Source organism: Methyloversatilis universalis FAM5 (assembly GCF_000214035.2).
In the GTDB taxonomy this organism is placed as follows: domain Bacteria; phylum Pseudomonadota; class Gammaproteobacteria; order Burkholderiales; family Rhodocyclaceae; genus Methyloversatilis; species Methyloversatilis universalis.
This window is the reverse complement of record NZ_AFHG01000048.1, coordinates 18,584-37,491: the sequence shown is the minus strand read 5'-3', so window position 1 is coordinate 37,491 and position 18,908 is coordinate 18,584. Positions and strand designations below refer to the sequence as shown.

The following is an 18,908-nucleotide window of genomic DNA, read 5'->3' as shown; positions in this document are numbered from 1 at the left end:
ACACTGCCAAAGGAAACAACATGTCCGAACGTATCGTGATGAAGGTCGGTGAAGCCACCGTCTTCGCCAAGGAAGGTCAATTCACCGACGCCATGCCGGAAATCGTCATCGGCTCGATCGATGGCCCGGTCGGCCAGGCCTTCGCCCAGATGATGGGTCAGACCGCCGGCCACACCCGCATGCTGGCCGTGCGTGACTGCAACCAGATGGCCAAGCCGGCCACCATGATGGTGCCCAAGGTCACGATCAAGAATTCGCGCACCGTCGAACTGCTCGGCGGCGTGGTGCAGTCGGCCACCGCCGACGCGGTGGTCGACAGCGTGGCCGAAGGCGTCATCCCGAAAGAACTGGTGGATGAACTGGTCATCATCGACCTGGTGTGGCTGGACCCGAATGCGGTCAAGGACCCCAACCTCGACATGAAGGATCTGTACCGCACCAACTACGAAGCAATGAAGCTCGCGATCAGCCGCGCGATGACCGGCAAGCCGACCGCCGACGAACTGATCGCCAACCGTCACAAGATCAAGCACTGCATGTACGACCCGGAAGCCTGATCCCCAGGTCGGTCAGCAGCACGGAAACCCCGCTTCGGCGGGGTTTTTCGTTTGTGGGACAGATACCCATGCGGCACGGCCTTGTCATGACCCGACGCGGCATCCAGAATAAATGAGGCTGTCGGATCGACGGCACAGGGAGGATGACCGATGGATACTCGGACTGACCTGACATCCGGGCCGGATGACGCCTCGATGCCGCAGATGAGCGACGATGCATTCCGTCGCGTCGTCGAGTACGCGCCCAGCGCCATGGTGCTGGTCGACGGACGAGGCATGATCGTGCTGGTGAACCAGCAGGCCGAACAGCTGTTCGGCTATCCCCGGTCCGCGCTGGTCGGCCGCTCGGTCGATCTGCTGGTGCCCTCCGCTGCCCGCGCCCACCACGCCGCCTTCCGCCACAGCTTCCTGACCTCGCCCAGCCCGCGGCCCATGGGCGCCGGACGGGACCTGTTCGCCTGCCGGGCCGACGGCAGCGAATTTCCGGTCGAGATCGGTCTGAACCCGATGGACACCGGACGCGGCATGCTGGTGCTGGCGTCCATTGTGGACATTACCGAGCGGCGGCGCGCGCAGCAGGTGCTCGAACAGGCCCTGCAGGAAAAGACGGTGCTGCTGAACGAGGTGCACCACCGGGTGAAGAACAATCTGCAGGTCATCACCAGCCTGCTGAATCTGCAGGCGAACAACGCCGAAGACCCACGGGTGCGCGACATCCTGAACGAAAGCCAGAACCGGGTGCGCGCGATGGCGCTGACCCACCAGCTGCTGTACGAACGCAAGGATTTCTCGCGCGTCGATCTGGGCGACTACATCAACCGGCTGTCGCAGCTGCTGCGCGGTACCTACCGCAGCGGATCGGACCGGGTCGAACTGCGGCTCGACCGGCCGGCCAGCCCGGTGTACCTCGACCTGGAACGCGCCGTGCCCTGCGGCCTGCTGGTCAACGAACTGGTCACCAACGCCTTCAAGCACGCCTTTCCGGAACCGCGCCAGGGCGACATCACGGTCGCGGTATCCAGCCGCGACGGACAGGTGACCCTCGTGGTGCGTGACAACGGCGTCGGCCTGCCGCCGGATTTCGATCTGGCCACGGTGAAGTCGCTCGGCCTGCAGCTGGTGCCGCTGCTGGTCGACCAGTTGCACGGCGCATTGCGTATAGAGCCGGACAGCGGTGCCCATTACCGCATCACCTTCCCCTCGGCGCCCACATCGCGAGGTACGCCATGAACGCTCCGCTGCCGATCAATCTCATGCTGGTCGAAGACGAACGGGTGATCGCCTTCGACCTGAAGAATCAGCTGCAGTCTTTCGGTTACCGGGTGGGCGCAGTGCTGGCCAGCGGCGAACAGGCGGTGCATCGAGTAGCCGAAGTGGCGCCCGATCTGGTGCTGATGGACATCCACCTGGAAGGCCCGCTGGACGGCATCGAAGCGGCGCTGCAGATACAGACCCGGCACCGGGTGCCAGTGGTGTTCCTGACCGCCTACGCCGAAGACGACACGCTGCGCCGGGCGCTCGACTGCCGCCCCTTCGGCTATCTGGTCAAGCCGTGCGAAGCGCGCGAACTGCACGCGACGATACAGATGGCGCTCGCCCGGCGCGCGGTCGAGGTCAGCGTCGAACGCAACGAGCAGCTGTTCAAGCAGGCGCTCGATGCCGCGTCACTGGGCGTGCTCGAATGGCGCGGCGATTCGATGGAGCTGCACGGCGAAGGCCACCTGACCGGGCTGTTTGGCGAACGCCCGGTGCCGCTGGACGAATCGTGGGACACCTTCCAGTCGCGGGTGGACGAGGCGGACCGCGGCCGGGTGGCCGACACCCTCAACGCGGCACTGGCGCACGGCGATCCGGTACGCATCGAGTTCCGCACCGTGGGCAACGGCGGCGCGCGCCGGCTGGAAGCGCATGCGCGCGCCTATGGCGGACCCAGCGGCGAACGGCGCATCGTCGGCATACTGCAGGACGTGACGCAGCGGCGCCGCGACGAGGACAGGCTGCGTCAGTCCAGCGTGGTATTCCACACCACCGCCGAAGCCATCGTGATCACTGACGCCCAGCGGCGCATCAGCGCGATCAACGCCGCCTGCACGCGCATCACCGGCCACCGCGAGACCGAGGTGCTGGGACTCGATCCGGATGCGGTGCTCGGTACCGGTCACAACGACGCGTTCTACGCCAGCCTGGCCGCCCCGTCGGGCAACGGCTACTGGCAGGGCGAGGTGCAGTGCCGGCGGGCATCCGGCGAGTACTTTCCGGCCTGGCAGAGCATCAGCGCGGTGCGCGGCGAGGACGGCCGGGTGACCCACTTCGTCGCTGCCTTTTCAGATTTCACCGCCATCCACAGAGCGGAAGAGAAGCTGAATCATCTGGCCCACCACGACGCGCTGACCGATCTGCCCAACCGGCTGCTGTTCGACGATCGCTTCGAACGCGCGATCGAGCAGGCCCGCCGTGCACAGCAGCGCTGCACCCTGCTTTTTCTCGACCTGGACAGCTTCAAGGTGGTCAACGACACGCTGGGGCACGCCATCGGCGATGACCTGCTGCGCGGCGTGGCGCAGCGGCTGCGCGCGTCGCTGCGTCGCAGTGACACGCTGGCCCGGCTCGGTGGGGACGAATTCGTCGTGCTCACCGGCGGTACCCAGCCGGAGGACGCTTCCCACCTCGCGATCAAGATACTGAGCGCGCTGCGCGAGCCCTTCGATCTGGGTGACGAACAGATCCGCATTTCGGCCAGCATCGGCATCGCAGTGTTCCCGGACCACGGCAGCGACCGCAACGTGCTGATGCGTGCCGCCGACATCGCGATGTATTCGGCCAAGTCACAGGGGCGCAACCGCTACCAGTTCTTCACCGAAGACATGTCGGAACGCACCCACGAACGCATGCAGATGGAACAGGGCCTGCGTCGTGCCATCGAGTCGGACGCGCTGGAGGTGCACTACCAGCCGCAGCTGCGGCTGAGCGACCGGCAGCGGGTCGGCGTCGAGGCACTGGTGCGCTGGCCGCATCCGGACCTGGGCATGGTGGCGCCAGCACGCTTCATTCCGGTGGCGGAAGAGAGCGGCATCATCGAGGCGCTGGGCCTGTGGGTGCTGCGCCGCGCCTGCCGCGACATCGTCGGCCTGCCGGACTGCGACGGCCGGCAGATGCGGCTGGCGGTGAATGTGTCGGTACGGCAGTTCCTGCGCGATGACTTCGTCACCCAGGTGCTCGAAGTGCTGACCGAAACCGGCTTTCCGGCCGAGGCGCTCGAGCTTGAAATCACCGAATCGACGGTGCAGGTGATCGAACGGAGTGCCGGCATCCTCGATGCACTGAAGCGACTGGGCGTGTCGATCAGCATCGACGACTTCGGTACCGGCTATTCGTCGCTGAGCGTGCTGCGCGGCCTGCCGATAGACCGCATCAAGATAGACCGCTCCTTTGTGCTCGACCTGACCGAGAACGACGACGCGCGCGCGATGATCGACGCCATGCTGGCGCTCGGTCGCTCGCTGCGCATGAAGACGATCGCGGAAGGCATCGAGCTGGCTGAACAGGCCGACCTGCTGACCCGGCTCGGCTGCGATGAAGGCCAGGGCTATCTGTTCGCGCGACCGATGCCGCTGGCCGATCTGCGGCTCAGCCTGACCCGCCGCTGAACCGGCTCAGACGGTGTCGACCGCGTCGGCCGGCAGACCGTCGAGATGGCGGCGCAGGATGCGGTAGTGGTCGTAATCGAAGCGCGGATCGGTCGCCGGCGGCAGGCTGCCCTCGGCATCGTCGTCGCTGCCGCCGACGCTGCCCAGATAGCACCAGTGCTGCAGCCAGTGCCGCTCGCTGCGGGCGGTGCCCGGTCGGCGCTCGCGCAGGGCCACCCGCCCGGCCCAGGGCCATTCCGGCATCCGCAGCCCGTCGAGCGCGCTCATCAGCCGCAGATCGTGCTGACGCGGATCCTCCCGCCCGCAGCACACGCCGCGGCAGCGCTTCACCTGCACGTTCACGCAGGCGGCGGTGCGTCGCTCGAAGCCCTGCAGACCGATGCGCTTGGGGCAGAGCTGCCAGGCGGTGGCCATGTCGCGCAATGCGGCCATGCAGTCGCGACGTGAACGGAAAGGGCCGTACAGGCCGGCCAGCTGCTGTGGCGCGACGCGGTCGAGCTCGACCAGCGTGAGCGCCGCCTCACCGGCGGCCACCTCGTTGCCCGGCCCGCCGCGCAGCACCAGCGCCACCGCCGGGCCTGAGGCCCGCAGCTGCTTGTTGTACAGCGGCTGCAACTGCTTCACCAGACGGGCTTCCAGCAGCAGCGCGCCCAGTTCGCCCGCGGTTTCGATCCAGTCCACGCGCCGGGTTTCGCGCACCATGCGCGCGGCCTGACCGCCCTTGTGCGAGCCGGTGAAGTGCGCCAGCACCCGCGAACGCAGGCTGCGGCTCTTGCCGACGTAGAGCGGGAGTTCGGCCGCAGCCGGCAGCAGGTCGGTACTGGCCGGCGGTTCGCCGTAGAACAGGTAGACGCCCGGCGCGTCCGGAATATCGTCGAGCGCGCCCGGTGCCAGCCCGGGCGGCGTAGCGGCGACGCGGCCGGCCTTGTCCATCGCTGCCTCGATCACCGCCGGCGGGAAATCGCGGACTGCGATGTCGAGAAAGTCGCGCACCACCCGCGCGTCGCCGATGGCGCGGTGGCGGGCATCGCAGCGCAGGTCGAAACGCGCCATCAGCGCGTCCAGCCCGTGCTTCGGAAACTGCGGATAGAGCGCACGCGACAGCCGGACCGTGCACAGCACCCGCGGTGAGAAATCCAGGCCGACGCGGGCAAACTCGTTGCGCAGGAAGCCGTGATCGAAGCGCGCGTTGTGCGCGATGAACAGCCGGCCGTGCAGCAGTGCCGCCAGCTCTTCGGCCAGATCGGCGAAGCGCGGCGCGCCCGCCACCATGTCGTCGGTAATACCGGTGAAGCGCTGTATAGACAGCGGAATGGGCAGGCCCGGATTGACCAGGCTGGACCATTCCCTTCGCACGCCGCCATCGATCAGCACCACGCCGACCTCGGTCACCCGGTCGGCGCGCGGGTCGCCACCGGTGGTTTCAAGGTCGACGATGGCCAGCGGCTGGTCGAACAGGCTCATGCGTGCAACACCGCCGGGCAGCGGTTCAGTGCGTATCGGACGGCGTCAGGTCGGTCTGGTAGGGGTAGGCCTTCTGCGCCACGCGCGCTTCGTTGAAGCGGCGCTGGGTTTCCAGGTCCTGCGGCTTGTCCCACCACAGCGCACGTCCGCGGCGCTGCTCGTCGACCTGTTCCGGGTGCTTTTCGAGGTACTCACGCATGAAGCGCGTGTGATCGGATTCGTAATCTGCCACGTGAAACTCCGTTTGAAGGTTGGAACGGCTCAGTTCGTCTTGCGGGCCTGGTCCGCGCCGTCACCTGCGCGGACACGCGCGATGCGGACCACCTCGGGTACGCGGCGCAGGCCCTTCATGATGCGTGCGAGGTGGACCCGGTCGGTCACCTGCAGCGTGAAGTGGATCTGGGTATAGAGGCTGCCGTCTTCCTCCATGCCCACATTCTGGATGTTGGCGCCGCACTCGGCGATCTCGAAGGCAACCTTGGCCAGCACGCCCGGCTTGTTGGCGGCGATCACGCGTATGCCCACCTCGAACACGCGGCTGCTGTCGCGCTCCCACTCGACGTCCACCCACTGGTCGCCGTCCTTGCGGTTGCGGCGCAGCGTGGGGCAGTCGTGCGCGTGGATCATCAGGCCGGAGCCGATCCGCAGCTGGCCGACGATGGGGTCACCCGGTATCGGCTGGCAGCAGCGCGCGATCTGTACCGCCATGCCCTCGGAACCGCGGATGAGCAGCGCGCTTTCCGGCGTATCCAGCGGCGTACCGCGCTGTTCGCTCGCGGTCTGCAGCTTGAGCAGGCTGCGCGCGACGAAGGTGGCCGAACTCTTGCCCTGTCCGATGTCGGCCAGCGCCTCCTTGCGGCTTTTCACTTCAGCCGTTTCCAGCCACTGCGCCCACGAGGCGTCGCCGATCTCGTCCGGCGTCACGCCGAACTGGCGCAGCGCCTGGGTGAGCAGCCGCTCGCCAAGCTGTGCCGATTCCTCGACCTGCATGGTCTTCAGGAAATGGCGGATCTGCGCGCGCGCCTTGCCGGTCTTCACGTAGCCCAGCCAGGCCGGGTTCGGATTCGGATGGGTGGCGGTGATGATTTCCACCTGATCGCCGCTGTTCAGCTCGCTGCGCAGCGGCATCAGTTCCTGATTGATGCGACAGGCGACACAGCAGTGACCGACGTCGGTATGCACCGCGTAGGCGAAATCGACCGCGGTCGCGCCGCGCGGCAGCGACATGATCTTGCCCTTCGGCGTGAACACATAGACCTCGCCCGGGAACAGGTCGATCTTCACGTGTTCGAGGAATTCCGCCGAATCCGGCGCCGAGCTCTGCAGTTCGAGCAGCGACTGCAGCCAGCGGTGAGTGTTGGCCTGCAGGTCGTCCAGCGACTGTTCGCTGTCCTTGTACAGCCAGTGCGACGCGACGCCGTTCTGCGCGATCTGGTGCATTTCGGCGGTGCGTATCTGCACTTCGACCGGTGTGCCGAAGGGGCCGATCAGCGTGGTGTGCAGCGACTGGTAGCCATTCGCCTTCGGAATGGCGATGTAGTCCTTGAACTTGCCCGGCACCGGCTTGTACAGCGCGTGCAGCGCGCCCAGCGCGAGATAGCAGTGCGGCACGTCGTTCACCACGACGCGAAAACCGTAGATGTCCAGCACCTGGGAGAAGGTGAGGTGCTTGTCGCGCATCTTGCGGAAGATGGAGTACAGGCTCTTCTCGCGACCGAACACGTCGGCTTCGATGCCACGCTCGGGCAGGCGGGTGCGGATGGCTTCGGTGATCTTGCCCACCACTTCGCGCCGGTTGCCGCGCGCCGCCTTCATCGCCCGTTCCAGCACCCGGTAGCGCATCGGATGCATGGCGTGGAAGGACAGGTCCTGCAGTTCGCGGTACACCGCGTGCAGGCCCAGCCGGTTGGCGATCGGCGCGTGGATTTCCAGCGTTTCGCGGGCGATGCGGCGCTGCTTGTCCGGCCGCATCGAACCCAGCGTGCGCATGTTGTGGGTGCGGTCGGCCAGCTTGATCAGGATGACGCGCACGTCGCGCGCCATCGCCATCAGCATCTTGCGGAAATTTTCCGCCTGCGCGTCTTCCTTGGACTGGAACTCGATCTTGTCCAGCTTGGACACGCCATCGACCAGTTCCGCCACCACCTTGCCGAAGCGCTCCGCGATCTCGGCCTTGGTGATGGCGGTGTCTTCCATCACGTCGTGCAGCAGCGCGGCGCACAGCGCCTGCGAATCGAGGTGCCAGCCGGACAGGATTTCAGCGACCGCGAGCGGGTGCGAGACATAGGGCTCGCCGCTCATGCGGAACTGGCCGGCATGGGCGGCCGCAGACAGCGCGTACGCATCGCGCACGCGCTGCACGTCTTCTTCGCGGAGATAGCCGGAAATGCCGGCGATCAGGCGTTCGAGATCAGCCAGCGTCGGACAGGGCGCCGGCGGCGTGCCGGCATCGGCGTCGTTGTCGGCGGTCGGTCCGAGACCGACCAGGGGCTGTGCAGGCGGGATGTGGGCGACCGGAGTGGGCATGATGAATTTATCCACCGGTCGGACGATCCACTCAGCGCTGACAGCCCGGCCTCATCAGGCCTGACCCCGGTTCAGGATTTCCAGACCGACCTTGCCGGCGGCGATTTCACGCAGCGCGACCACGGTCGGCTTGTCCTTGTCGCCATCGACCTGCGGCGTGCTGCCGGCGGACAGCTGACGGGCGCGGTAGGTGGCGGCCAGCGTGAGCTGAAAACGGTTCGGAATGCGCTTCAGACAGTCTTCGACGGTAATGCGTGCCATATCAATTCACACCCAGGGATTTGAAGAATTCGGGATTCCGGGACATCTGGCTCGAACGGAGCAGCCGCGCAGCGCGCGCGACAGCGACCATTTCGTCCAGCGCCTGGCTCAGTATGTTGTTGATTATAACGAAATCGAACTCCCTGAGATGACCGATCTCCTCGCGTGCCGCAGCCAGTCTGCGTTCTATGACCTCGGGCGCGTCAGAGCCGCGCCCGGTCAGGCGTTGCGCCAGGGCCTCGAAGGACGGCGGCAGCACGAAAAGGCTCACCGCCTCGGGGAATTGCGCACGCACCTGCTGCGCGCCCTGCCAGTCGATCTCCAGCAGCACGTCGTGGCCGGCGTTCAGCCGCTCGTCCAGCCAGCGGCGCGAGGTGCCGTAGAAATTGCCGTGCACATGCGCCCACTCCAGGAAGTCGCCGGCTTCACGCATCGCCTCGAAACGCTCGACGCTGATGAAGTGATAGGCCACACCGTCGACCTCACCCGGCCGCGGCGCGCGGGTGGTGTGCGAGATCGACAGCCCGATCTGCGGCTCGCGTTCGAGCAGGCCGCGCACCAGAGTGGTCTTGCCGGCACCGGACGGTGCGCTGACGATGAAAAGGACGCCGCGAGAATTCATGACTGCTGGACCTGAAGGACGTTTCCGGATACCAGTCCGCATGTCGCGGCCGGCGTGACCCATGGAGGCGGCGCACGCCTCACTCGATGTTCTGTACCTGCTCGCGCATCTGTTCGATCAGGATCTTGAGCTCCATCGCCACCCCGCTCACGTCGGCCGCAACCGATTTCGACGCCAGCGTGTTGGCTTCGCGGTTCAGTTCCTGCATCAGGAAATCGAGCCGCTTGCCGGCGCTGCCGCCCTTGGCGAGGATGCGCTCCACCTCGTCCAGATGGGTGCTCAGCCGGTTCAGTTCCTCGGCCACGTCGATGCGCACCGCGAACAGGCCGACTTCGGTGCGGATGCGCTCGTCGTCCGCGCTGCCGATGGCCTCCTGCAGCTTCTGCACCAGTTTCGCCTGGTAGTCGCGCACCACTTCGGGCACCCGCGGCGTGACCTGGGCCACCAGTTCGCGCATGCGCACCACGCGCTCCATCAGGATGGCCGCGAGCCGCACGCCCTCTCGGCCGCGCGAGGCGGTCAGGTCGGCGAGCGCCTGGCGGATGGCGCGGCCACCGGCTTCGGTCAGCGCTTCGGCCGGGATGGCGTCGTCGCCCAGCATGCCCGGCCAGCGCAGCACTTCGGCCACCGACAGCGGCGCCGCCTGCGGCAGCGCGGCGCGCACCGACGCGTCGAGCGACACCAGCTGGGCCAGCAGCTGAGGATTGAGCGCCAGTTCGCGGGTGGCCTCTCCACCCGCCTGCAGGCCAGCCCGGCAATCAACCTTGCCGCGCGCCAGCGCGCCGGTAATCTGTTCGCGCAGCAGCGGTTCGATCACCCGCAGCTCGTCCGGCAGCCTGAAATGCAGATCCAGGAAACGGGAATTGACCGTTCGCAGCTCAAGATTGAGCGTCGCCCCGCCGACACTGACTGCAACGGTCGCGAAACCGGTCATGCTGTGTATGCTGCCTGCCACCCGTATGTCCCCTGTCGATGAATCGTTCCGCCCGGAATGCTCCCCGGAACGCCTTGCCGGTGCCGGGAAGCGCGGGGAGGCCCGCTTTACAGCCCGTGGGCGAACGCCCAGAATCGCGCCGAAACAAGGATCATAGCGGCCCGCAGAATGCCCCCACAAGTCAATTGCGCCCTGCCGCCGGGCTTTGAACTCGATCATTACCGCATCCACAGCCAACTGAGCCTGGGCGGGTTTTCCATCGTCTATCTGGCGTACGACCGCGACAACACGCCGGTCGCGATCAAGGAATACCTGCCCAATGCGCTGGCGCTGCGGGAAGAGGGGCATATCAAGCCGAACATTCCCGAGGAGTTCCTGCCGGCCTTCCGCTACGGCATGAAGTGCTTCTTCGAGGAAGGCCGCACGCTGGCCGGGCTGAACCATCCGAACGTGGTGCGCGTGCTGAACTTCTTCCGCGCCAACGACACGGTCTACATGGTCATGCGCTACGAGCGCGGCCGCACGCTGCAGGACTACATCACGCGCCGGCGCGGCGAGATACGCGAAAGCTTCATCCGTTACGTGTTCACCCGCCTGCTCAACGGTCTGCGCGAGGTGCACGCGCACAAGCTGCTGCACCTCGACATCAAGCCGTCCAACATCTACCTGCGCAACAACGGCTCGCCGGTGCTGATCGATTTCGGCGCCGCACGCAACACGCTGATGGTCGATACGCCGATGCTGAAGCCGATGTACACGCCGGGCTTCGCCGCGCCGGAGCACTACCGCAACCGCGACCTGCTCGGGCCGTGGAGCGACATCTACAGCATCGGCGCCAGCATGTATGCCTGCCTCTCCGGCGGACCGCCGCAGGCGGCCGACCAGCGGATGGAGAACGACACGGTCATCCTCGCCTCCGAGCGCTGGATAGGCCAGTACTCGAAACAGCTGCTCGAAACCATAGACCTGTGCATGCAGCTCAATCACCTGAAGCGGCCGCAGAGCGTGTTCGCCCTGCAGAAGGCGCTCGCCACCTGGGACCGCGAACATGAAGAGGCCCTGGTGGCTCAGGCGGCCGCCGCGTCACACCGCAATGCCGACCACTGGCTCGACCGCGTGCGCGCGCAGTTCAGCCGCTTCAGCACCTGGATGAGCAAATGAGATTCACCATCTTTCAGGACAGCCGGGTCGGCAAGCGCAAGTCCAACCAGGACCGCATGGCCTACTCGTATTCGCGCGATGCGCTGCTGCTGGTGGTCGCCGACGGCATGGGCGGACATTTCCAGGGCGAGGTGGCGGCGCAGATCGCGGTGCAGTACCTGGTCGAATCCTTCCAGCGCGAAGCCAAGCCGCGGCTGAACGACCCCTTCCTGTTCCTGTCTCGCGGGCTCACCAACGCGCACTGCGCCATCCTCGACTACGCCGACGAGCGTGATCTCGAAGACGGCCCGCGCACCACCTGTGTCGCCTGCGTGATCCAGGATTCAGTCGCCTACTGGGCGCACGCCGGCGATTCGCGGCTGTACGTGCTGCGCGCCGGCCACGTGATGACGCAGACGCGCGACCACTCGCGCGTGCAGCGCATGATCGATCGCGGTCTGCTGGACGAGGACGGCGCCGCCACCCACCCGCACCGCAACCGCATCTACAGCTGTCTCGGCGGCCCGATCGCGCCGCAGATCGAATACTCGCGCAAGACGCCGCTGCTGGCCGGCGACACCGTACTGCTGTGCAGCGACGGCGTATGGGGCCCGCTGGGCAACGAGGCGCTGCTGAAGGCTTTCGACAATCCGGACGTGATGACCGCGGTCCCGCGTCTGATGGATCTGGCCGAAGCCGCCGGTGGCGAAACCGCCGACAACCTGACCACGGTGGCCCTGAACTGGCACGACAGCTACGCCGACGCCGACGAGCCGCGCGGCGCGGTCACCACCAAGACGCTGCCGCTCGACCGCCACACCACGGTGATCGAAAGCTTCGGCGACCGGGCATCGATGCGCGAAGAGTGGGACGAATCGGCGATCGAATCCGCGATCGCGGAAATCAATTCCGCGATCAACAAATACTCGAAGGGACAATGACGTGACACGACCCAGCGGCCGCCGGCCCGACCAGGCGCGCGACCTGCGCATCACCCGCAATTTCACCTGCCACGCCGAAGGATCGGTGCTGATCGAGGTGGGCAACACCCGCGTACTGTGCACCGCCAGCGTGGAAGAAAGCGTACCGCCCTTTCTGCGTGGCAAGGGTCAGGGCTGGGTGACCGCCGAATACGGCATGCTGCCGCGCTCCACCCACACCCGCAGCGCACGCGAGGCGGCCAAGGGCAAGCAGAGTGGCCGCACCCAGGAAATCCAGCGCCTGATCGGCCGCAGCCTGCGCTCGGTCACCGACCTCGCCGCACTCGGCGAGCGCCAGATCACGCTGGACTGCGACGTGCTGCAGGCCGACGGCGGCACACGCTGCGCGTCCATCACCGGCGCCTGCGTCGCGCTGCATGACGCACTAACCGGTCTGGTGAAGAAAGGGCTGCTGCCGGCCAACCCGCTGCGCGAACTCGTGGCCGCGGTGTCGGTCGGTATCCATGAAGGCCGTCCGGTACTCGATCTCGACTACGATGAAGATTCGAACTGCGACACCGACATGAATGTGGTGATGACAGCGTCCGGCGGCCTGTGCGAGGTGCAGGGCACGGCCGAAGGCGTGCCCTTCACCCGCAGCGAACTGAATGCGCTGATGGATCTGGCCGAAAGCGGCATCAACGGCCTGATCGCCGCCCAGCGCCGCGCCCTGGAGCTCTGACCCTCATGACCATCGAACGCCTGGTACTCGCAAGCAACAACGCCGGCAAGCTGCGCGAACTGTCGGCCATGCTGGCGCCGCTGGGCATCGAAGTGGTGACCCAGGGCTCGCTCGGTGTCAGCGAGGCGGAAGAACCGCACCCCACCTTCGTCGAGAACGCGCTGGCCAAGGCACGGCACGCCGCACGCGAGACCGGGCTGCCGGCGCTGGCCGACGATTCCGGCCTGTGCGTGAGCGCGCTCGGCGGCAAGCCGGGCGTGCTGTCTGCGCGCTACGCCGGAGAACCGAAATCCGACCTCGCCAATAACGCCAAGCTGATCGCCGACCTGCACGGCGTGGATGACCGCCGCGCCCACTTCTACTCGGTCATCGTGCTGGTACGGTCGGCCGACGACCCGCAGCCGCTGATCGCCGACGGCGAATGGCATGGCGAAATCATCGCGCAGGCGCGCGGTGAGGGCGGCTTCGGTTACGACCCGCACTTCTTCGTACCTTCGCTCGAACAGACCGCGGCCGAACTGGCGCCGGAACTGAAGAACACGCTGTCGCACCGCGCGGCGGCGATGCGCCACCTGCTCGACCGGCTCAAGACCCCGTCATGAGTCGCGTCATCCCGCTGAAGCCGGCGCGCGCCGCGCAGCCGGTGGCGGCGGGCGCGCCATCAGCCGCCTCCTCGGAAGCGCCGGCCTTCACCGTATCGCCGCCGCTGTCTCTGTACATCCACTTCCCCTGGTGCGTGCGCAAGTGTCCGTACTGCGACTTCAACTCGCACACGGTGCGCGACGGCATTCCCGAAGCGGCCTACATTGATGCGCTGATCGCCGATCTGGAATCTTCGCTGCCCGACATCTGGGGCCGCCGGGTACAGACGATCTTTTTCGGCGGCGGCACGCCCAGCCTGATGACGCCGGAGGCGCTCGACCGACTGCTCACCGCGGTGCGCGCGCGCGTGAATCTGTCGCCGGAAGCCGAAATCACGCTGGAGGCGAATCCGGGTACGGTCGAAGCCGACCGCTTCAAGGGCTTCCGCGACGCCGGCGTGAACCGGCTGTCGATCGGCGTGCAGAGCTTCGACGACCGCCAGCTCGCCGCGCTCGGCCGCATCCACGACACCCGCGAGGCGCGGCGCGCGATCGAACTCGCGCTGCGCACCTTCGAGCGGGTGAACATCGACCTGATGTACGCGCTGCCTCAGCAGACGCTGGCCGAGGCGCTGACCGACCTCGACACCGCGATCGCCACCGGCGTGAGCCATCTTTCCTGCTACCACCTGACGCTGGAGCCGAACACGCCCTTCGCCGCGCAGCCGCCCGAACTGCCGGACGATGACGTGTCGGCCGACATGCAGGAGGCGATCGAGGCACGCCTCGCCGGCGCCGGCTTCGTGCACTACGAAACCTCGGCCTTCGCAAAGCCGGGCCAGCAGTGCCTGCACAACATGAATTACTGGCAGTTCGGCGACTACCTCGGCATCGGCGCCGGCGCGCACGGCAAGCTGAGCTTCCACGACCGCGTCCGCCGCGACATGCGGCACAAGCACCCGAACGCCTATCTCGAAGGCGCGGCGCGCGGCGACTTCGTGCAGGACATGCGCGCGGTCGGCGTCGACGAACTGCCCTTCGAATTCATGATGAATGCAGCGCGGCTGAACGATGGCTTCCACATCGACCTGTTCGCCCGCCACACCGGCCTCACGCTGGACCGGCTGATGCCGCGCCTGCTCGAAGCGCGCGAAGCCGGTCTGCTGGAACTGGACAGCGGCCGGGTGAAACCGACACTGCAGGGACGCCGTTTCCTGAACGAACTGCTGCAGCGCTTTCTCGACTGAGGATGCCTGAGGGCGGACGCACCGCCCGCCGCAGAAGACGCTTCAGCCCTTGCGCCGGAATATCACGTCCCACACGCCGTGGCCCAGCCTGAGGCCGCGTGCTTCGAACTTGGTCAGCGGGCGGTAGTCCGGACGCGGTGCGAAACCGTCGACGGTGTTTTCCAGCAGTGGCTCGGCCGACAGCACGTCCAGCATCTGCTGGCCGTAATCCTCGATGTCGGTCGCGCAGTGCAGATAGCCGCCGGGCGCGAGCTTGGCGGCGAGCTGGGCGACCAGCGGGGCCTGGATCAGCCGGCGCTTCAGGTGACGCTTCTTCGGCCACGGATCGGGGAAATACACATGCACGCCGGCCAGCGAGCCATCGGGAATCATGTCGCGCAGCACCTCGACCGCGTCGTGCTGGATGACGCGGATGTTGGCGAGCTGCTGTTCGGCGATCAGCTTGAACATGTTGCCGACGCCCGGCCCATGCACCTCGATGCCAATGAAGTCGGTGTCCGGCCGCGCGGTGGCGATTTCGGCGGTGGTGAAACCCATGCCGAAGCCGATTTCCAGCACCACCGGTGCGCGGCGGCCAAAGGTGGCCGCGTAATCGATGGCTTGCGGCGCGTATTCGATGCCCCAGCGCGGCATGCCTTCTTCGATGTTGCGGATCTGGCCCGGCGACATGCGGCCCTGGCGCAGCACATAGCTGCGGATGTGGCGCTGGGGGCGCGCGTCATCGGCGCCTTCCGAGTTGTCCGGCGTGTTGTCGTCGTTCATGCGAAAAATCCTGCTGCGCGACGCATCGGGCGCCGCGCGAAGTGGGTTCAGCCGGTGATCAGGCCGCTGGTCGGCGAGCTGGGCGCGCCGCTGTAGAGCTTGCGCGGCATGCGGCCGGCGAGGAAGGCTTCGCGGCCGGCCTCGACGCCCTTCTTCATCGCGCTGGCCATCAGCACCGGGTTCTGCGCCCTGGCGATGGCGGTATTCATCAGCACGCCGTCGCAGCCCAGCTCCATCGCGATCGCCGCGTCCGACGCGGTGCCGACGCCGGCATCGACGATGACCGGGACCCTGGCGTTGTCGATGATGAGCCGCAGATTCCACGGATTCAGGATGCCCATGCCGGAGCCGATCAGGCTGGCCAGCGGCATCACCGCGACGCAGCCCACCTCTTCCAGCCGCTTGGCCATGATGGGATCGTCCGAGCAGTAGACCATCACGTCGAAGCCGTCCTTGACCAGGGTTTCGGCCGCGGCCAGCGTCTGCGTCATGTCCGGGAACAGCGTGTCGGCGTCACCGAGCACTTCCAGCTTCACCAGGTTGTGGCCGTCGAGCAGTTCGCGCGCCAGCCGCAGCGTGCGCACCGCGTCGTCGGCGGTATAGCAGCCGGCGGTATTGGGCAGCAGCGTGTAGCGGTCCGGCGGCAGCACGTCGAGCAGGCTGGGCTGGCCCGGCTCCTGACCGATATTGGTGCGGCGGATGGCGACGGTGATGATTTCGGCGCCGGAGGCTTCGACCGCTTCGCGCGTTTCGTCGAAGTCGCGGTACTTGCCGGTGCCGACCAGCAGCCGCGACGAGAACTCGCGCGCGCCGATCTTCAGTATGTCCTTGCTCATGGGAATGGTCCGGTTTCAGCCGCCGCCGACAGCGACGACGATTTCGATGCGGTCGCCCTCGACCAGCACGGCGTGAGGATGTGTGGCACGCGGCACGATTTCGCCATTGCGCTCGACCGCCAGCCGTTTGCCGGCCAGATCGAGGGACTGCAGCAGCGCACCGACCGTGATGCCGGCGTCCAGCGCGCGCGGCTCGCCATTCACCGTGACGGTGATGGATGCATTCGGGGGAGTCATGGGGCGAAAGTCTACAGCGAAGCGCCCACCCTGTCAGACCGCAGACCGGAAGAAAAATGGGCCGCCCCGAAGGGCGGCCCGAAATCGCACGAGAGGAACGTGCGCGATCAGAAGCTGTAACGGATGCCGGCGAACACCTGCCGTTCGCGGCCGGCGAACTTGCCATCGACCCGGCTGACCAGATATTCGCGGTCGGTCAGGTTGTAGGCACTCAGGAAGTAGCTGGTTTTCGAGCCGGTCGGCCGGAAGTTCACCGAAGCGTTGAACAGCGTGTAGGACGGGATGGTGCCTTCGGTGCCTTCCAGGTTTTCCACCGTGGTGTTGGCGCCGTCGACATACTGTTCGCTGACGTGATCGGCGCCGATACGCGCGTCGAAGCCGACCGGGTGCTGATAGCCGATGGCGGCCGACAGCAGATGCTTCGGCGCGTACGGCAGCCGGTTGCCGGCGACGATGCCCTCGGACGCCACGTCCTTCTTGAATTTGGCAGTAAACAGGTGGGTGTAGGCCGCGCTCAGGTACACGTTGTGCGCAGTCCTGAAAATGCGGCCGAAGTCCACGCGCCCGCCCAGTTCCAGCCCCGCCTGTTTCGACTCTCCACCGTTGAAGAAGCGGCCGTTGTCCTGGATCACGATGTCGTCGAAATCGGTCTGGAACAGCGTCGCTTCGATGCCGACGCCGGTGAAGTAGCGCGAGCGCACGCCCAGTTCCCAGTTGGTGCTCTGCTCGGGCCGGGTCTTGCTCACCACCGCGGTGTTGGCGCCGCCCGGCGCATCGATGTCACGGTCGGGCCGCGGCGGCGCGAAGCCCTTGTGCACGCCGGCGAAGACGGTGGTGCCGGCAAGGCCGTTCCAGGCGACACCAAAGCCCGGCAGCAGCTTGGACTGATTGTTGGTGAGATTGGATTCCGGATTGTTCTGCGGCTGGCCTTCGGCACGCATCACATCGGTCTTGATGCGGATGTCCTCGTAGCGCACACCGGGCGTGAGCGACCAGTCGCCGACGTAGAAGGTGTTCTGCGCGTAGTAGGACTTCGCCTCGACCTGGATGTCGATCTGTTCGCGGTGGCCGGTACCGCCATTCACGTTCTGGAAGCTCTGCGCATAGCTCAGGCTCTGGAAGCGCGGATCGGCGCCCCGGAACTGGTTACGCATGATGTCTTCCTCGTGGTAGCGGAAGCCGATCACCGCATCGCTGGGCACGCCGAACGCGTCGTGCCTGAAGTCGAGGCGCGGCTCGATGCCCCAGTAGGTGTAGTCGCGCGGGCGCCAGCGGCCGCCGCAGTTGCGCGAGTTGGCCTCGGTGGCGACGACGCCCGGGCAGCGGTCCATTTCCGACCGGCCGCCCAGCGTGCCCGGCTCGTTGATCTGCCGGAAGGACGCACGCTGCGCATCGACGTAGTAGGCCTGGGTCGCCAGCTTCACGTCGTCATTGATCTGGAAGATGTGCTGCAGCTGAACGCTCTTGCGCGTGTGCTCGAAACGGTCCTGACGCGCGGTCGGTGCCTGCAGCCGGTCTTCTGCGTACTCCACCGCACCGAGGCCGGTTTCGGTGATGTGCGAATCCTCTTCGTAGTAGCCCACCTTGCCCAGCAGGGTGTGCTGCGGGTTGATGTTCAGCTGGCCCTTCAGGGTGGCTTCGCGCACGTCGAAATCGTGGCCGCGGCGTACGCCGTCTCCGCTCTTCTGCAGCAGGTCCAGCATGACGCCGCCACGCTCGCCACCGGCACCGACATTCGCATGCCAGCCGCGGAAGTCGTTGTTGCCCACGGTGGCGCTGACGCTGCCTTCGACGCCCTTTTTCGGCACCGGCCGGGTAACGAAATTGATCATGCCGCCCACGGTCTGCGGGCCGTACAGCACCTGGCCGGATCCTTTCACCACTTCGATGCGCTGCACGCGGTCCAGCGGCGTCGAGTAATGGGCGGACGGATCGCCGTACGGCGCGAGGAACAGCGGCATGCCGTCCTCGAGCAGCAGCGTGCGCGAAGTGCGGCGCGGATCCAGACCGCGGATGCCGATGTTCAGACCGAGCCCGAAGCTGTCCTCATCCACCGTGTGCACGCCCGGCACGCTGCGCAGCGCCTCCTTGACCGTGAACGGACGCTGCGCCTCGAGCGCCTGCTCATCGATGACCGCGGTCGATCCCGGGACATGCTCCATGCGCGAAGGCAGGATGCTGCTGGTGATGTCGACCGCATCGAGCACCACGCCGGGCGCGGCCTCGGCCGTCTGGGCACGGGCTGCGGACGGCAGCACGAAGCCGGCCGCCAGGGCGGCGGCCAGCAGGGTCAGTCTGGACATGGGGAAATCTCCTCGGATGGAAGTTTTTTATTTGTGTGCTAATTGTTAGCGCGGCGCCGAATATAGAGAGCGCCTGCAACCGATCACAGGGAAAAACTCCCGTACCTTCCGCCGCCCCACCGGAGAACT

18 protein-coding genes are annotated in these 18,908 nt (G+C 66.6%); 8 read left to right on the top strand and 10 right to left on the bottom strand.

Annotated features, from left to right (window positions below):
* Window positions 1–20 precede the first annotated feature (20 nt).
* From fae to METUNV1_RS09420, 3 genes are all read left to right on the top strand, one after another.
* Window positions 21–557, top strand: a complete 537-nt coding sequence (gene fae, locus METUNV1_RS09430; protein ID WP_008061134.1) for a formaldehyde-activating enzyme — start codon at window positions 21–23, stop codon at window positions 555–557.
* Window positions 558–707: 150 nt separating this feature from the next.
* Window positions 708–1,787, top strand: a complete 1,080-nt coding sequence (locus METUNV1_RS09425) for a sensor histidine kinase (protein ID WP_232416319.1) — start codon at window positions 708–710, stop codon at window positions 1,785–1,787.
* A complete protein-coding gene (locus tag METUNV1_RS09420) occupies window positions 1,784–4,204 on the top strand; it encodes a two-component system response regulator (RefSeq protein WP_008061130.1) in 2,421 nt (806 codons plus the stop codon). The genes METUNV1_RS09425 and METUNV1_RS09420 overlap by 4 nt, the downstream gene beginning before the upstream one ends.
* A gap of 6 nt (window positions 4,205–4,210) precedes the next feature.
* Here METUNV1_RS09420 and METUNV1_RS09415 read toward each other — a convergent pair whose 3' ends face one another.
* From METUNV1_RS09415 to METUNV1_RS09390, 6 genes are all read right to left on the bottom strand, one after another.
* On the bottom strand, window positions 4,211–5,668 hold the full coding sequence (locus METUNV1_RS09415; RefSeq protein WP_008061128.1) for an exonuclease domain-containing protein: 1,458 nt from the start codon (window positions 5,666–5,668) through the stop codon (window positions 4,211–4,213).
* A 25-nt stretch (window positions 5,669–5,693) separates the two neighbouring features.
* A complete protein-coding gene (locus tag METUNV1_RS09410; RefSeq protein WP_008061127.1) occupies window positions 5,694–5,900 on the bottom strand; it encodes a DUF3460 family protein in 207 nt (68 codons plus the stop codon).
* 29 nt (window positions 5,901–5,929) lie between these two features.
* Window positions 5,930–8,194 (bottom strand): RelA/SpoT family protein, encoded by a 2,265-nt coding sequence (locus tag METUNV1_RS09405; RefSeq protein ID WP_008061125.1) that lies wholly within the window; start codon window positions 8,192–8,194, stop codon window positions 5,930–5,932.
* Between the two features lie 54 nt (window positions 8,195–8,248).
* Window positions 8,249–8,455, bottom strand: coding sequence for a DNA-directed RNA polymerase subunit omega (gene rpoZ, locus METUNV1_RS09400; protein WP_008061123.1), 207 nt, complete (start codon window positions 8,453–8,455; stop codon window positions 8,249–8,251).
* Between the two features lies 1 nt (window position 8,456).
* Entirely contained in the window at window positions 8,457–9,077 is a 621-nt protein-coding gene (gene gmk, locus METUNV1_RS09395; protein ID WP_008061122.1) for a guanylate kinase, read from the bottom strand.
* A gap of 79 nt (window positions 9,078–9,156) precedes the next feature.
* Window positions 9,157–10,011 (bottom strand): YicC/YloC family endoribonuclease, encoded by an 855-nt coding sequence (locus tag METUNV1_RS09390; RefSeq protein ID WP_008061121.1) that lies wholly within the window; start codon window positions 10,009–10,011, stop codon window positions 9,157–9,159.
* 168 nt (window positions 10,012–10,179) lie between these two features.
* On the opposite strand from METUNV1_RS09390, the gene METUNV1_RS09385 reads away from it, so the two are divergent.
* Genes METUNV1_RS09385 through hemW form a run of 5 tightly spaced genes read left to right on the top strand, consistent with a single transcriptional unit; the run spans window position 10,180 to window position 14,641 of the window.
* Complete coding sequence (locus tag METUNV1_RS09385) at window positions 10,180–11,172, top strand: serine/threonine protein kinase (RefSeq protein WP_008061120.1); 993 nt, start codon at window positions 10,180–10,182, stop codon at window positions 11,170–11,172.
* Window positions 11,169–12,092, top strand: a complete 924-nt coding sequence (locus METUNV1_RS09380; RefSeq protein ID WP_008061119.1) for a PP2C family protein-serine/threonine phosphatase — start codon at window positions 11,169–11,171, stop codon at window positions 12,090–12,092. The genes METUNV1_RS09385 and METUNV1_RS09380 overlap by 4 nt, the downstream gene beginning before the upstream one ends.
* A gap of 1 nt (window position 12,093) precedes the next feature.
* Window positions 12,094–12,813, top strand: a complete 720-nt coding sequence (gene rph / locus METUNV1_RS09375; protein WP_008061118.1) for a ribonuclease PH — start codon at window positions 12,094–12,096, stop codon at window positions 12,811–12,813.
* Between the two features lie 5 nt (window positions 12,814–12,818).
* Window positions 12,819–13,415 (top strand): RdgB/HAM1 family non-canonical purine NTP pyrophosphatase, encoded by a 597-nt coding sequence (gene rdgB / locus METUNV1_RS09370; RefSeq protein ID WP_008061117.1) that lies wholly within the window; start codon window positions 12,819–12,821, stop codon window positions 13,413–13,415.
* Window positions 13,412–14,641, top strand: coding sequence for a radical SAM family heme chaperone HemW (gene hemW / locus METUNV1_RS09365; protein WP_008061116.1), 1,230 nt, complete (start codon window positions 13,412–13,414; stop codon window positions 14,639–14,641). The genes rdgB and hemW overlap by 4 nt, the downstream gene beginning before the upstream one ends.
* 42 nt (window positions 14,642–14,683) lie before the next feature.
* Here the strand turns inward: hemW and trmB are convergent, their stop codons facing one another.
* The 4 genes from trmB to METUNV1_RS09345 all read right to left on the bottom strand — a co-directional run bounded on the left by trmB (window position 14,684) and on the right by METUNV1_RS09345 (window position 18,779).
* Complete coding sequence (gene trmB, locus METUNV1_RS09360) at window positions 14,684–15,403, bottom strand: tRNA (guanosine(46)-N7)-methyltransferase TrmB (RefSeq protein ID WP_008061115.1); 720 nt, start codon at window positions 15,401–15,403, stop codon at window positions 14,684–14,686.
* A gap of 47 nt (window positions 15,404–15,450) precedes the next feature.
* Window positions 15,451–16,239 carry a thiazole synthase gene (locus tag METUNV1_RS09355; protein WP_008061114.1) on the bottom strand — a complete coding sequence of 263 codons (789 nt, stop codon included), beginning with the start codon at window positions 16,237–16,239 and terminating at the stop codon, window positions 15,451–15,453.
* 15 nt (window positions 16,240–16,254) lie between these two features.
* On the bottom strand, window positions 16,255–16,476 hold the full coding sequence (gene thiS / locus METUNV1_RS09350) for a sulfur carrier protein ThiS (RefSeq protein WP_008061113.1): 222 nt from the start codon (window positions 16,474–16,476) through the stop codon (window positions 16,255–16,257).
* A 107-nt stretch (window positions 16,477–16,583) separates the two neighbouring features.
* Window positions 16,584–18,779, bottom strand: coding sequence for a TonB-dependent receptor family protein (locus tag METUNV1_RS09345; protein ID WP_008061111.1), 2,196 nt, complete (start codon window positions 18,777–18,779; stop codon window positions 16,584–16,586).
* Window positions 18,780–18,908 lie beyond the last annotated feature (129 nt).

Coding starts and splice junctions, on each gene's coding strand:
- fae (WP_008061134.1), top strand. CDS start 21: ATGTCCGAACGTATCGTGATGAAGGTCGGTGAAGCCACCGTCTTCGCC.
- METUNV1_RS09405 (WP_008061125.1), bottom strand. CDS start 8,194: ATGCCCACTCCGGTCGCCCACATCCCGCCTGCACAGCCCCTGGTCGGT.
- hemW (WP_008061116.1), top strand. CDS start 13,412: ATGAGTCGCGTCATCCCGCTGAAGCCGGCGCGCGCCGCGCAGCCGGTG.
- METUNV1_RS09415 (WP_008061128.1), bottom strand. CDS start 5,668: ATGAGCCTGTTCGACCAGCCGCTGGCCATCGTCGACCTTGAAACCACC.
- METUNV1_RS09390 (WP_008061121.1), bottom strand. CDS start 10,011: ATGACCGGTTTCGCGACCGTTGCAGTCAGTGTCGGCGGGGCGACGCTC.
- rpoZ (WP_008061123.1), bottom strand. CDS start 8,455: ATGGCACGCATTACCGTCGAAGACTGTCTGAAGCGCATTCCGAACCGT.
- METUNV1_RS09380 (WP_008061119.1), top strand. CDS start 11,169: ATGAGATTCACCATCTTTCAGGACAGCCGGGTCGGCAAGCGCAAGTCC.
- rdgB (WP_008061117.1), top strand. CDS start 12,819: ATGACCATCGAACGCCTGGTACTCGCAAGCAACAACGCCGGCAAGCTG.
- METUNV1_RS09355 (WP_008061114.1), bottom strand. CDS start 16,239: ATGAGCAAGGACATACTGAAGATCGGCGCGCGCGAGTTCTCGTCGCGG.
- METUNV1_RS09345 (WP_008061111.1), bottom strand. CDS start 18,779: ATGTCCAGACTGACCCTGCTGGCCGCCGCCCTGGCGGCCGGCTTCGTG.
- METUNV1_RS09420 (WP_008061130.1), top strand. CDS start 1,784: ATGAACGCTCCGCTGCCGATCAATCTCATGCTGGTCGAAGACGAACGG.
- trmB (WP_008061115.1), bottom strand. CDS start 15,403: ATGAACGACGACAACACGCCGGACAACTCGGAAGGCGCCGATGACGCG.
- thiS (WP_008061113.1), bottom strand. CDS start 16,476: ATGACTCCCCCGAATGCATCCATCACCGTCACGGTGAATGGCGAGCCG.
- METUNV1_RS09425 (WP_232416319.1), top strand. CDS start 708: ATGGATACTCGGACTGACCTGACATCCGGGCCGGATGACGCCTCGATG.
- gmk (WP_008061122.1), bottom strand. CDS start 9,077: ATGAATTCTCGCGGCGTCCTTTTCATCGTCAGCGCACCGTCCGGTGCC.
- METUNV1_RS09385 (WP_008061120.1), top strand. CDS start 10,180: ATGCCCCCACAAGTCAATTGCGCCCTGCCGCCGGGCTTTGAACTCGAT.